Consider the following 11,960-nt stretch of genomic DNA (forward strand, 5'->3'; position numbering starts at 1 on the left):
TCACAGGTTGCCCGGGCTGACCGGGACGGCGCGCTTGTGCGCGGTCCGGGCGTGCCAGCGCTCGATCACCGCACGGTCGTGGTCCCGGACCGGCTTGCCCTCGAGGTAGTCGTCGATCGCGTCGTAGGGGACCCCGAGCGCGACCTCGTCCGGGTTGAGCGGTTTGCCGTCCTCGAGGTCGGCGGTCGGTACCTTGGCGACGAGCTCGGCTGGCGCACCCAGGTGCTGGGCGAGCGCCCGGACGCGACGCTTGTTCAGCCCCGCCAGCGGGGTCAGGTCACAGGCGCCGTCGCCGAACTTGGTGTAGAAGCCGACCACCGCCTCGGCCGCATGGTCGGTGCCGATGACGAGCAGACCCCGCAGCCCGGCCAGGTAGTACTGGGCGACCATGCGCTGCCGGGCCTTGACGTTGCCCTTGGCGAAGTCCGCGTGCTCGTCGGTCACGAGTCCCGACTCGGCCCGGTCGATCTCGGCGATGATCGCGTCGCTCGCGTCCTTGATGTCGACCGTGGCGACCTCGTCGGGGCCGATGAAGTCGAGGGCGCGCCGGGCGTCCGCCTCGTCGGCCTGGACGCCGTAGGGAAGCCGCATCGCGACGAACCTCGCCTGCGAGCCCTGCTCCCGGGCCTGCTCGCAGGCGAGCTGGGCCAGCCGCCCGGCGGTCGAGGAGTCGACTCCGCCGCTGATCCCGAGAACGTAGCCCTTGGCGCCCGCCCCGACGAGGTAGTCGACGAGGAAGGTGACCCGCCGCTCGGTCTCGTGCGCGGCATCGAAGTCCGGCTGCACGCCGAGCTCGCGGATGATCGCCTGCTGGGTCGGCCCGGGGGCGAAGGAAGTCGTCACGGGAGTGAAGGTACAGCGTGAGGAAGCACACGGCATACCAGCATGTCGGTATGCCGCTCACTCCGGCACGCTGGGAGCGTTCGCTTCCGCACGTGAGGAGTTGGGATGCAGTTCGGGCGCAGCTACGAGCAGTTCGAGGTCGGGGCCGTCTACAGGCACTGGCCCGGCAAGACCGTCACCGAGTACGACGACCACCTGTTCTGCCTCGTCACGATGAACCACCACCCGCTGCATCTCGACAGCCACTATGCGCAGGAGAGCACCCAGTTCGGACGCAACGTCGTCGTCGGCAACTACGTCTACTCGCTGCTGCTCGGGATGTCGGTGCCGGACGTGTCGGGCAAGGCGATCGCCAACCTCGAGGTCGAGTCGCTCCGGCATGTCGCACCGACCTTCCACGGCGACACGATCTACGGGGAGACCCGCGTGCTCGACAAGTGGGAGTCGAGGAGCAAGGACGACCGGGGCGTCGTGCAGGTCGAGACGATCGGCTACAACCAGGACGGCACCCTCGTGTGCATCTTCCGGCGCAAGGTCATGGTGCCCAAGGAGAGCTACCTCGACGCGCGGGGCGGCGACCAGCCGGGCCGCCCGGTGCCGCAGCCGGACAAGAACTGGCCCGGGCCGCAGGTCGGGGGCGAGGCCTGAGCCCGGGCGGAGGTGGGCCATACCCATACGCTGGGGGTGTGACGCCTCACGAGCAGGTCATCGATCTGCACACCCACTCGAGCATGAGTGACGGCACGCAGACGCCGACCGAGCTCGTCGCCGCCGCGGTCGCAGCCGGGATCGACGTGCTCGCCATCACCGACCACGACACGGTCGGTGGCTGGGCCGAGGCGGAGCGGGCCGCTCGCGCAGCAGGCCTCACCCTGGTCAAGGGGGTCGAGATCTCCTGCCACTACGACTACTCGTCGGTCCACCTGCTCGGCTACCTCATCGACCCCGCCGACTCGGCCTTGGCCACCGAGCTCGGGCGCGCCCGCGAGTCCAGGGCGACGAGGCTCGAGCGGATGGTCGAACGGATGACGTCCGACGGCATCCCGATCAGCTACGAGCAGGTCCTCGCGCAGGTCAGGCCCGGGGCCACACCCGGTCGGCCGCACATCGCCGACGCGCTGATCGAGGCCGGTGTCATCCAGCACCGCGACGAGGCCTTCGCGGACTGGCTCAGTGAGCGGTCGCCGTACTACGTCGGCCACTATGCCGTCGACCTCGCCCGCGCCGTGCGGATCGTCCGGGCCGCCGGGGGAGTGCCGGTCATCGCGCACCCCTTCACCCGCACCCGTTGCGCCGGCATCCCGGACTCGTTCATCGAACAGCTTGCGGCTGCTGGGCTCGGTGGGCTCGAGGCCTACCACCGCGACCATGGGCCGGCAGAGGTCGCCCGGGCCGAGCGGCTGGCGGCCGAGTACGACCTGCTCCTCACCGGATCGAGCGACTACCACGGGGATGGCAAGCGGAACCGGCTGGCGGAGAACACGACTCGACGCGAGGTGCTCGACGCGATCATCGAGCAGTCGAGCGGGGCCACACCCGTTGTCCGGCCCTGAGCGGCGCGGACACTACGTCCGGTGAGCCCGATCGGCGGCTGCTCAGCGACCCGGGCGGCCGGGCACGGGGGCTGATCTCGAGACCCCGTTCGAGCAGCGAGAGGGCGTCGTCGACGGCACCCGCGATGCCAAGCTCCCTTTCGTGGGCTGTCGTGCCGCCGCCTGATGAGCACGCCCTCGGACATGCGAGACTTGCGCCATGCCGCGCCCGACCCAGCCAGGAACCACCGCCGGACCCGCGACTGTCATCGCCCTGGCCAACCAGAAGGGGGGCGTGGCCAAGACGACGTCGGTCGCCTCCCTCGGGGCGGCCTTCGCGGAGCGGGGCAAGAAGGTCCTGCTCATCGATCTCGATCCGCAGGCCTGCCTGACCTTCTCGCTCGGCGTCGATCCCGACTCGCTCGAGACCTCGATCAACGAGGTTCTGCTGGGCAAGGCGGACATCTCCGACGCGGTCATCGCCTGCGACGACGGCTTCGACCTCGTGCCCTCGGTGATCGACCTCGCCGGTGCCGAGGCGATGCTCCTGCCGCGCCCCGGCCGCGAGTACGTCCTGCGCACCGCGCTGGAGGCGAGCAGAGCGGCATACGACATCATCCTGCTCGACTGCTCGCCGAGCCTCGGCGTCATCACCTTGAACGCGCTCACCGCCGCGGATTCCCTGATCATCCCGATGCCGTGCGAGATGCTCAGCCACCGCGGCGTGGGTCAGCTGCTCGACACCGTCGCCGACGTGCAGAAGATCCTCAACCGGGACCTCGAGGTCTTGGGGGTCCTGCCGACCCTCTTCGACGGGCGCAGCCGCCACGCGCGCGAGGTGCTGGCCGACGTGGGGGAGCGCTATGAGCTGACAGTGCTCGAACCACCGATCCCCAAGACGGTGCGCTTCGCGGAGGCGCCCGCTGCCGGACGCTCGATCCTGGCCACCTCCCGCACCTCGAAGGGCGCGGAGGCCTACCGCAACGTCGCGGCCTCGCTCCTCAAGCAGCTCTGACCTGGCGCCGCACGGGGCCACGGCGTGACCACAAGTGCCGAGATCGCGGCCACCCTGACCCGGCTGGCCGCCCGGGTTCACATCCCGGTCGCAGCCCTACCCGACTTCCGACCCAACGGGGAGGCTCGGCCGTTCCTCGTCCTCGAGGTCGACGGCACCCTGCACTGGCGGGTCGACGAGGCCGGGCGCACCCTCTCGGACCTGGCGACCCACGACCTGGACGAGCTGCTCTACTGGGCCCTTCGGGGCGTGACCTTCACCGCGGCGGCGGACTGGGAGCCGGCCCACCGGGTCCCCGGTCAGGACAGCCGGCGGCTGCGCTGGGCACATCAACACGAGCTGCTGGCCCGGCTCGACCCGCGGTGGGCGGGCCGCTGGCGCACGGAGCTGGCGGACGAGCTGCGAGCCGCCGGCGCAACCGCCGATCTCGCGCTGCTGCCACCCGAGCGCGTGGGCGATTGACGCGGTGCCGTCAGAGCCCTAGCCTGTGTGCCGGTCGTGGGGGGCCCGGCGAGAAAGAGAATCGTGATGAGCCTTCGACGAACCCTTGGCGCACTCGTGGTCAGCCTCGCGACCACGCTCGCCTTCGTCAGCGCCGTGCCCTCGCCGGCTTCGGCGGCAGCACCAACGGTGGCGACGGGGCACGCGAGTGCCGCCGCCGCCACGAACCAGCCCAGCGCCGCCGATGCCACAGACGAGCCGCGTCGCGGTCGTCACGGGTGCTCGGCGGCGTTCTTTCGCAGCGATCGACGGCTCGGTCCGGAGGTCCTGTCGAACAGCGGGCTGACCGGCCTCGAGCTGCGTCGGTATCACCGGACGGGAGGGCTCAGCCCGGCCCGCTTCCTCGCCAAGTACTGGGACCCCACCCTCTACGACGGCAGTGGTGGCTGGATCTACCCGCCCCAGAACGGCTACCGGCTCGACAGCCAGGGCGACCCGATCGTGTGGACGAGCACTCTCGCGGTGGGCCGGTACGTCGACCGCTACGGCAGCGAGTACGGTTCCTTCCTGGCTCCCACCGGGGCACCGTACGCCCGTCGAGCCATCCCCCCGTCCAACCTTGTCGGCACCCCCGCCGAGCAGTGCAACTACTACAACTACCGGGTGCTCAAGCCGCTGCCGGTGCACGTCGGCCCGGTCGCGGCCTGGTTCGAGCAGCCCGGCGGGACACTCCAGTACCAGCTGGACGGCAGCCTGATCGCGGGCGCGCCCGCGTCCGTCAACATCATCTGGCTGCTCGACCACGGTTACCTGGAGCGAGTCTCGCCGGCGGCGTGAACACACGCCGGGTTCCTCGAGGCGGGTGCCAGCCGGGTCAGAGCACGACCGGGACCACGAGTACGCTCGTATGTCGCTGAGCGGGCTCGCGTGCGGCGGCTCGGTCCGTCAGTCGCCGACTCCTCGAGGAAGCCTGCTCAGTCGGCGAGCGGACTGGACGTGCCGGCAGCCGAGCTCGTGCGTCCGTGCCCGCCGCGGCGGCGGCGTCGACGTGGGCGCGCGGACGGCTCGGCCGTGGAGGGCTGCGTCCCGGCAGGCGAGGTGTCGGCAGCAGCATCGACACCGGCCGCTGCCGCACCTCCACCGCGCGTGCGGCGGCGGTTGCGGGTGCGCCGGGGTGCCTCGTCGTCCTTGCGCGGGCGGGAGGTCTCCGGACGCGCGCCGCCGGAACGATGGCGGCCCTTGCCCTGCCGCTTGCCGGTCTCGCCGAGGTCCTCGATCTGTTCGGCGGCCAAGCCTGCCCGGGTCTGCTCAGACTTGCGCAGACGGCCCTTGGCCTCGGTTGGGATGTGCAGGTCGGTGAAGAGGTGCTCGGACGATGAGTAGGTCTCCTCCGGCTCGGGGATCCCGAGGTCGAGCGCCTTGTTGATCAGGGCCCACCGGTGCGTGTCGTCCCAGTCGACGAGGGTCACCGCGACCCCGGTGTTGCCGGCCCGACCGGTGCGGCCGGTCCGGTGGACATAGGTCTTCTCGTCCTCAGGACACTGGAAGTTGATGACGTGGGTCACGTTCTCGACGTCGATGCCGCGGGCGGCGACGTCGGTCGCGACGAGGACGCCGACCTTGCCATTGCGGAACGCCCGCATCGCCTGCTCGCGGGCGCCCTGGCCCAGGTCACCGTGGAGGGCGGCGGCGGCGAAGCCTCGGTCGACGAGCTCGTCGGAGACCTTGGCCGCGGCCCGCTTCGTGCGGGCGAAGACGATGGTCAGCCCACGGTCCTCCGCCTGGAGCACCCGCGAGATCAGCTCGACCTTGTCGAGGGCATGGGCGCGGTAGACGAAGTGCTCGATCGCCTGGACCGTGTGGGCGTGGAGGGGGTCGTCGCCCATCGCGCGGATGTGTGTCGGCTGGGTCATGTAGCGGCGGGCGAGCGCGACGATCGCGCCGGGCATGGTGGCCGAGAAGAGCATCGTCTGGCGGGCCGTCGGGGTCAGGGCCATGATCGTCTCGACGTCCGGCAGGAATCCGAGGTCGAGCATCTCGTCGGCCTCGTCGAGCACGACGACCCGGGCCTGGGACAGGTCGAGGTGGCCCTGCTTCGACAGGTCGATGAGGCGGCCAGGCGTCCCCACGACGACCTCGACGCCCGCCCGGAGGGCAGCGACCTGCGGCTCGTAGGCGCGGCCGCCGTAGACACTGAGGACGCGGATACCGCGCCGGGTACCGGCCCTCTCGATGTCGCCGGCGACCTGCCCGGCAAGCTCTCGGGTCGGCACGACCACGAGGGCCTGGGGTGCCCCGGGGCGGGTGAGCGCTGTGAAGCCCGGGTCGCCCACGGCGACGACCTGGTCGAGGATCGGCACACCGAAGCCGAGCGTCTTGCCGGTGCCGGTCTTGGCCTGGCCGATGATGTCGTGGCCGCCGAGGGCCACGGGCAGGGTCATCGCCTGGATGGGGAACGGCGTCACGATGCCGGCCTCGGCGAGGGCACCGACGATCTCGGGGTGGATGGGGTAGTCGGCGAACGTCCGCTGCGGCGTGCTCGATTCTGCCTGCATGGACGTGTGCGGGGCTCCGGTCGTCGTGGGTGCCTCGGTCGTGCTCTGGGTCATGTAGGTCTCTCGGTCTGCACGAGCACCCCACGGCCCGGTTGGGCGGCGGGAGCTCAGTGTCTCGTTGACGGGCCGATCGGAAGGTTTCGGAGTGCGACGCCCCGCAGGCATCTGCGGGCCACTGGCGTTCGGCTTGGACCGGACACCATCCGTGCCGCACCGTCAAATGCTCTTTGTCGTCAAATGCTTGTCAGAGCCGACCGGGCACCTCATGGTCGTACTCATACTACCGGCTCGGGAGCAGGGCACCGACCACGTCACCTAGTGTGAGCCTCATGACCGATCCCGATGGCTCGCTGACCCCACCGGAGACGACCGGTTTCGACCTGGCCGATCCCGGCTACCGGGCCGCCGTCACGGACCTGCTGGGTGCGCTCGCCTACGGTGAGCTGAGGGCCTTCTCCCAGCTCGCTGCCGACGCCGAGCTGGCTCCCAGCCTCGTGCAGCGGTCCGAGCTGGCCTTCCTCGCCGACCAGGAGCTCGGCCACTACGCCCTGCTCGCCGACCGCCTGCGCAGCCTCGGCGTCGAGCCAGAGCAAGCCATGGAGCCGTTCGTCGCCCCGATCGACGCCTTCCATGAGCGGACCCGCCCGTCCGGCTGGCTCGAGGGGCTCGTCAAGGCCTACGTCGGAGAGGGCATCGCGCAGGACTTCTACCGAGAGATCGCGGCCTATGTCGATGCGGACACCCGCGACCTGGTCATCCGCGTGCTCGATGACAACGGACGTGCCGACTTCGTGGTCGGGGCTGTCCGCGACGCCATCGCGGCGGACCCACGCGTGGGCGGACGGCTCGCCCTGTGGGGTCGTCGCCTCGTCGGCGAAGCGCTCTCGCAGGCGCAGCACGTCGCCGTCGAGCGCGACTCGCTCGGCGCCCTGCTCATCGGCGCGCCGGGACGACCGGCGGCCGACCTGGCCGAGCTCGGTCGGATGTTCGTCCGGCTCACCGACGAGCACAGCCGCCGGATGGGGCGGCTGGGGTTGGCCGCCTGAACGAAGGGCGCCAGGGTGCGACCGCGCTCGACAGCGAGAGGGCCCCACCAACGCGGTCGGGCCCTCTCGAGTCGGTGACGTCAGTGGGACTTGCTCGTGATGCGCCCGTAGGCCGAAATCCCGAGAGCAGCGACCACGGCGGCGATGATCCAGTACCACCAGCTGATGCCTCGGCCGCCGGAGTAGTTGAAGATCGCGCCGAGGATGAGGGTCGTGACGACCGAGGCGATGATGCCGATACCGATCGTCATCAGGATCGAGATGTCCTGCTTGCCGGGAAGGATGAGACGACCGAGCGCCCCGATGATCAGTCCGGCCACGATGGCCCCGATGATGGTGCCGAGCATGTGGCGTGCCCCCTCTCAGCCCTGCGCGGGCTTGGTCAGGCCGGGGTGTCCGGCTGTCTCCAGCAAAGCACGCCACGGCTTCCTACGGGGCGGATCTGCGACGAGGCGGATAACGATCCGCGCTCATCCGTCGGACCGGGTGGCTCAGCCGTCCCGTGCGGCCGAGTGCTGCGCCGGGTGGTCCCCGAGGCTCACTGGGCCCCGAACCCGACGCCGCCCTTCTTCTCCGCGCCCGTCGTGACATAGCCGACAGCCGCGCTCGGGACGAGAACCCTCCCGCCCTTGTCGTCGGTCAGCTCGAGGACCTCGGCCGAGCGCGAGGCCCGCACCGCCTCCGCGAGCTCGTCGGACGTCATCGTCGACTCGAAGGTGATCTCGCGAGCGCAGTGCTGTACGCCGATCCTGACCTCCACGGCAATCCCTTCCTCATGCTTGCTGGTCGTTGTGCTTGTCGGTCGTCATGCTTGTCGGTAGTTCGATTTGCCGGTCGCTGCCACCTGCCGTCACCTTAACCAGCAGGGGCGACGGCCGATTCCCGGCCGTCGGCGCCCTCGCCACGGGGAACGAGGGGGAAGGCAGCGATCCCGCGCCGGATGAGCGCCCCGGTGATGCGGGTTGCCGTCTCCTTCGAGATCGCCTCGCCGTGGCTCAGCCAGTGCCGGGCCGCGGTCTGGGCGAGGCCGACGAGGCCGACGCCGATCATGACGGCCTCCTCCTGGCCGAGCTCTGTCTCGTCGCGGATGATGCCGGCCATGGCCTCGGCACACGTCAGCACGATCTCGTCGAGGCGACGACGCACCTCCGGCTCGTTGGCCAGGTCGGACTCGAAGATGAGGCGGAAGGCCGCACCCTCATGGCTGACGAAGTCGAAGTAGGCGGCGACCATCGTGCGGATCCGCACCTTGTTGTCATCGAGCGCCAGGGCATCCCGCACGAGCTGCTCGAGCTCGCTCGCGTGCCGGTCGATGAGCGCCAGGTAGAGCTCGAGCTTGCCCGGGAAGTGCTGGTAGAGAACAGGCTTCGACACCCCCGCCCGGGCCGCGATGTCGTCCATGGCGGCCTGGTGGTAGCCATTCTCGGCGAAGACGCCCAAGGCCGCCTCGAGCAGCTGGGCCCGGCGCTCGGTGCGGGGCAGACGCCCCCCACGAGCCGTGGTGTGCAGATCGTCGGGCATCCGCGTCCTCTCGTCGTGCCGGAGGCCCGGGACGAGGGCTCCCGCGATGTCGATCACACAATACCGAGCAGTACCGTAAGCCCATGGGACGTCAGCCGATCGTGCGGTCCGGTCGCGAGCTGTCCGGGCCGGAGATCACCCGGTACGCCCGCCATGTCCTCATCCCCGGAGTCGGGCTCGAGGGTCAGGAGCGCCTCGTCGCCGCCAAGGTCCTCGTGGTCGGTGCCGGTGGCCTGGGGTCGCCGGCGCTGCTCTACCTCGCCGCGGCCGGCGTGGGCACCATCGGCATCGTCGACACGGACGTCGTCGACCTGACCAACCTGCACCGCCAGGTCATCCACTCCGAGGCCGACATCGGCCGCCCCAAGACCGAGTCGGCCGAGGCCGCCGTCCACCGCGTGAACCCGCACGTGAGCGTCATACGTCATGACGTGCGGCTTGACTCCCGCAACGCGCTCGAGGTCATCAAGGACTACGACGTCGTCGTCGACGGCAGCGACAACTTCCCGACGCGATATCTCGTGGGCGACGCGTGCGTCATGCTTGGCAAGCCGCACGTGTGGGGCTCGATCCTGCGCTTCGACGGTCAGGTCTCCGTGTGGTGGGCCGGCCACGGGCCGTGCTACCGCTGCGTCTTCCCGCAGCCGCCGCCGCCCGGGTCGGTGCCGAGCTGCGCCGAGGGTGGCGTGCTCGGCGTCCTGTGCGCCGCGATCGGGTCGGTGCAGTCGACGGAGGCCATCAAGCTGCTCCTCGGGATCGGTGAGCCACTCGTCGGCCGGCTGCTGGTCCACGATGCGCTGGCCCAGACGTGGGACACCCTGACCGTGCGGGCCGACCCGGACTGCCCGGTCTGTGGGACGCACCCGAGCGTCATCGAGCTGATCGACTACGTCGAGTTCTGCGGCGTGCCGGGCGCGGCTGCGGCCGGCGAGGAGCCGGTGCCGACGGTCACCGTCCGTGAGGCGGCCGACGCACTCGCCGCCACCGACCCGCCGCTGCTCGTGGACGTACGCGGCGAGCAGGAGCGGGCCATCGCCGCGATCCCCGGCGCCGTGCCGATCCATCTCGACCTCTTCCGATCCGGCGCGGCCTTCGCCGGGCTGCCTCGTGACCGGCGGATCCTCATCCACTGCAAGGTCGGTGGTCGTTCCGCGGAAGCGGCCCGGCTGGCGCTGCGCGCCGGGTTCGCCGACGTCGCGAGCGTCGACGGCGGCATGCTCGCGTGGATCGAGCAGATCGACCCCGCCCAGACGCCCTACTGACGCCGATGGCGCGGATGACCCTGGAGGAGTACGCCGAACGCGTCCTCGACCTCGTCGCCCAGGTCCCGGAGGGGCAGGTGGTCGCCTACGGCGACATCGCCCGGATGCTCGGCGAGGGCGGCCCGCGCAACGTCGGCGCCGTGATGAGCCGCTACGGCTCGGACGTCCCGTGGTGGCGCGTCATCCGGGCCGACGGGCGTCCGCCCCAGTGTCATGACGGTGAGGCGATCGAGCACTGGCGTGCCGAGGGAACCCCGATGGTGGGCGGTCGCCTCACCGGGGCGAGGGTGGATATGGCGCGCGCCCGATGGGAGGGGCCTGCCGCCGCTGGAGCGACAGGAACCATTCACCATGTCGAGATCTGGGTGGAGGACCTCGGTACGGACGGTGCCGCCTGGGACTGGCTGCTCGCTCGGCTCGGCTACCGGTTCGGCGACGACTGGGGGCGGGGCCGCGCCTGGGAGCTCGCCGGCCACTACATCGTCATCGAGTCCGGGCCCGACCTGGTCGCCGGCGGGGTCGAGAGGCGCCGAGCGGGTGTCAACCATCTCGCCTTCCACGCGGGGAGTCGTGCGCAGGTCGATGCCCTTGTTGCGGACGCTCCCGCGCACGGATGGTCGCTGCTGTTCGCCGGCGCGCACCCGCACGCGGGTGGCCCGGACCACTACGCCGCCTATCTCGAGAGTCCCGGCGGTTTCGAGGTCGAGCTCGTCGCTCGGTGACGTGCGGCGGTGTCCCGCGTGTTGCGCCTGTGGACAGCCGGCGCGGGTTGCGCCGTCGGTATGGCATGCTTTGCGCGTTGTTCGTGCGGTTCGCCGCGTATTGATGAGGGGTCTGTCGTGACGATGCGCCGCAGAGCGATGCCGTATGCCGCTGGGCTGGGGCTGGCGCTCGTGCTCAGTTCCGTGCTGGCCGGGTGCGGGAGCGGTTCGCCGGACCCGGCGTCGACGGGTGCCGTGCCGACGGTTGCGTCGTCCAGCGCGCCGACCGGTGCTGCCACGAGTAGCGGCACGACCTCGAGCACGCCGCCGGCGACGCCGACGAGTGCTAAGCCGACGATCGAGGGCCTGCCCGAGGCGGCCAAGGCACGCACCCGTGCGGGCGCCAACGAGTTCGTCAGGTATTACTTCGAGAAGCTCAACGAGGCGTGGAGCGTGCCGCGCACAGATGTGTTGCCGGGTTTCGCCTTGGTGAGCTGCAAAACCTGCGCGAACTATCAGAAGACGGCCGTCGGCCTCGCGGCCGAGGGGGAGCGCTATCGGGGCGACATGGTTGTGACGACGGCCATAGATGGGCTGGGTGAGAACGGCCCGGGCGACCCCAAGTACACCGTGATCGCCGCGTTCAAGCAGATGCCTGTGGAGCGGGTGGATAGCAACAGTGGCCGGGTCGTGAGTACAGTCACCGCCAAGGAAGGTGCAGTGTTCGTGTATCTCACCTACAGGGATCGTTGGCTCATCTCGGGGATACAGGGACGCGACTGATGCGCCTTCGAAGCGCTGCGGCAATCAGTGCGCTTCTCTTGGTTCTCGGTGCCGCAGATGCATCCGCTGGCGAGGGAGAAACATTTGTCGGTGGCTATAGCCGCGGTGAAGGGATTCGCGCCAATATAGAAGACCGCGACGGCATCGATAATCTGCGCGCTGGGAAGGACGTCAAGGGCAAGAAGCTGAAGGACCCGTGGGAGTATGCGACGTCGTTGGCGTGTCCGCAGAATCTGGGTCCGACCGATGGGGTGAACGAGG

Annotated in this window: 15 protein-coding genes; 10 read left to right on the top strand and 5 right to left on the bottom strand. The window is 70.3% G+C overall.

The window, feature by feature from the left end; all coding sequences use genetic code 11:
• Positions 1–843 carry an ammonia-dependent NAD(+) synthetase gene (nadE, locus tag L0H79_RS05020; protein WP_301483461.1) on the bottom strand — a complete coding sequence of 281 codons (843 nt, stop codon included), beginning with the start codon at positions 841–843 and terminating at the stop codon, positions 1–3.
• Positions 844–948: 105 nt separating this feature from the next.
• Between nadE and L0H79_RS05025 the strand changes: the two genes are divergently transcribed.
• From L0H79_RS05025 to L0H79_RS05045, 5 genes are all read left to right on the top strand, one after another.
• Positions 949–1,491, top strand: coding sequence for a MaoC family dehydratase (locus L0H79_RS05025; RefSeq protein ID WP_301483462.1), 543 nt, complete (start codon positions 949–951; stop codon positions 1,489–1,491).
• A gap of 38 nt (positions 1,492–1,529) precedes the next feature.
• Positions 1,530–2,396, top strand: coding sequence for a PHP domain-containing protein (locus tag L0H79_RS05030; RefSeq protein WP_301483463.1), 867 nt, complete (start codon positions 1,530–1,532; stop codon positions 2,394–2,396).
• A 199-nt stretch (positions 2,397–2,595) separates the two neighbouring features.
• Positions 2,596–3,390: a ParA family protein gene (locus L0H79_RS05035; protein ID WP_301483464.1), complete on the top strand. Its 795-nt coding sequence runs from the start codon at positions 2,596–2,598 to the stop codon at positions 3,388–3,390.
• 24 nt (positions 3,391–3,414) lie between these two features.
• Positions 3,415–3,852: an Imm63 family immunity protein gene (locus tag L0H79_RS05040; RefSeq protein WP_301483465.1), complete on the top strand. Its 438-nt coding sequence runs from the start codon at positions 3,415–3,417 to the stop codon at positions 3,850–3,852.
• A 66-nt stretch (positions 3,853–3,918) separates the two neighbouring features.
• Positions 3,919–4,668: a TNT domain-containing protein gene (locus tag L0H79_RS05045; RefSeq protein ID WP_301483466.1), complete on the top strand. Its 750-nt coding sequence runs from the start codon at positions 3,919–3,921 to the stop codon at positions 4,666–4,668.
• Positions 4,669–4,805: 137 nt separating this feature from the next.
• On the opposite strand, the gene L0H79_RS05050 is transcribed toward L0H79_RS05045, so the two are convergent.
• Complete coding sequence (locus L0H79_RS05050) at positions 4,806–6,386, bottom strand: DEAD/DEAH box helicase (protein WP_301483477.1); 1,581 nt, start codon at positions 6,384–6,386, stop codon at positions 4,806–4,808.
• A gap of 329 nt (positions 6,387–6,715) precedes the next feature.
• Here L0H79_RS05050 and L0H79_RS05055 point away from each other — a divergent pair, with 329 nt between their 5' ends.
• Positions 6,716–7,432 (top strand): ferritin-like fold-containing protein, encoded by a 717-nt coding sequence (locus L0H79_RS05055; RefSeq protein WP_301483467.1) that lies wholly within the window; start codon positions 6,716–6,718, stop codon positions 7,430–7,432.
• Positions 7,433–7,512: 80 nt separating this feature from the next.
• Here L0H79_RS05055 and L0H79_RS05060 read toward each other — a convergent pair whose 3' ends face one another.
• From L0H79_RS05060 to L0H79_RS05070, 3 genes are all read right to left on the bottom strand, one after another.
• Positions 7,513–7,779: a GlsB/YeaQ/YmgE family stress response membrane protein gene (locus tag L0H79_RS05060; RefSeq protein WP_301483468.1), complete on the bottom strand. Its 267-nt coding sequence runs from the start codon at positions 7,777–7,779 to the stop codon at positions 7,513–7,515.
• A gap of 191 nt (positions 7,780–7,970) precedes the next feature.
• Positions 7,971–8,192, bottom strand: coding sequence for a DUF3107 domain-containing protein (locus L0H79_RS05065; RefSeq protein ID WP_301483469.1), 222 nt, complete (start codon positions 8,190–8,192; stop codon positions 7,971–7,973).
• Between the two features lie 95 nt (positions 8,193–8,287).
• A complete protein-coding gene (locus L0H79_RS05070; protein WP_301483470.1) occupies positions 8,288–8,953 on the bottom strand; it encodes a TetR/AcrR family transcriptional regulator in 666 nt (221 codons plus the stop codon).
• A gap of 83 nt (positions 8,954–9,036) precedes the next feature.
• Here L0H79_RS05070 and moeB point away from each other — a divergent pair, with 83 nt between their 5' ends.
• From moeB to L0H79_RS05090, 4 genes are all read left to right on the top strand, one after another.
• Positions 9,037–10,215, top strand: coding sequence for a molybdopterin-synthase adenylyltransferase MoeB (gene moeB / locus L0H79_RS05075; protein ID WP_301483471.1), 1,179 nt, complete (start codon positions 9,037–9,039; stop codon positions 10,213–10,215).
• A 5-nt stretch (positions 10,216–10,220) separates the two neighbouring features.
• The gene (locus tag L0H79_RS05080; RefSeq protein WP_301483472.1) at positions 10,221–10,937 is read left to right on the top strand and encodes an MGMT family protein; all 717 of its coding nucleotides are present in this window, start codon (positions 10,221–10,223) and stop codon (positions 10,935–10,937) included.
• 123 nt (positions 10,938–11,060) lie between these two features.
• Positions 11,061–11,699: a DUF6318 family protein gene (locus L0H79_RS05085; protein ID WP_367652430.1), complete on the top strand. Its 639-nt coding sequence runs from the start codon at positions 11,061–11,063 to the stop codon at positions 11,697–11,699.
• Positions 11,699–11,960, top strand: a 262-nt coding sequence (locus L0H79_RS05090) for a hypothetical protein (protein ID WP_301483474.1), incomplete at its 3' end; no start/stop codon positions are given. The genes L0H79_RS05085 and L0H79_RS05090, both read left to right, overlap by 1 nt.

This window comes from Intrasporangium sp., from assembly GCF_030452765.1.
Classification (GTDB): Bacteria; Actinomycetota; Actinomycetes; order Actinomycetales; family Dermatophilaceae; genus Intrasporangium_A.

Excerpts from the sequence above, each read along its gene's own strand:
- L0H79_RS05035 (WP_301483464.1), top strand. The coding sequence starts at position 2,596 with ATGCCGCGCCCGACCCAGCCAGGAACCACCGCCGGACCCGCGACTGTC.
- L0H79_RS05085 (WP_367652430.1), top strand. The coding sequence starts at position 11,061 with ATGCGCCGCAGAGCGATGCCGTATGCCGCTGGGCTGGGGCTGGCGCTC.
- L0H79_RS05045 (WP_301483466.1), top strand. The coding sequence starts at position 3,919 with ATGAGCCTTCGACGAACCCTTGGCGCACTCGTGGTCAGCCTCGCGACC.
- L0H79_RS05070 (WP_301483470.1), bottom strand. The coding sequence starts at position 8,953 with ATGCCCGACGATCTGCACACCACGGCTCGTGGGGGGCGTCTGCCCCGC.
- moeB (WP_301483471.1), top strand. The coding sequence starts at position 9,037 with ATGGGACGTCAGCCGATCGTGCGGTCCGGTCGCGAGCTGTCCGGGCCG.
- L0H79_RS05060 (WP_301483468.1), bottom strand. The coding sequence starts at position 7,779 with ATGCTCGGCACCATCATCGGGGCCATCGTGGCCGGACTGATCATCGGG.
- L0H79_RS05025 (WP_301483462.1), top strand. The coding sequence starts at position 949 with ATGCAGTTCGGGCGCAGCTACGAGCAGTTCGAGGTCGGGGCCGTCTAC.
- L0H79_RS05050 (WP_301483477.1), bottom strand. The coding sequence starts at position 6,386 with ATGCAGGCAGAATCGAGCACGCCGCAGCGGACGTTCGCCGACTACCCC.
- L0H79_RS05055 (WP_301483467.1), top strand. The coding sequence starts at position 6,716 with ATGACCGATCCCGATGGCTCGCTGACCCCACCGGAGACGACCGGTTTC.
- L0H79_RS05080 (WP_301483472.1), top strand. The coding sequence starts at position 10,221 with ATGGCGCGGATGACCCTGGAGGAGTACGCCGAACGCGTCCTCGACCTC.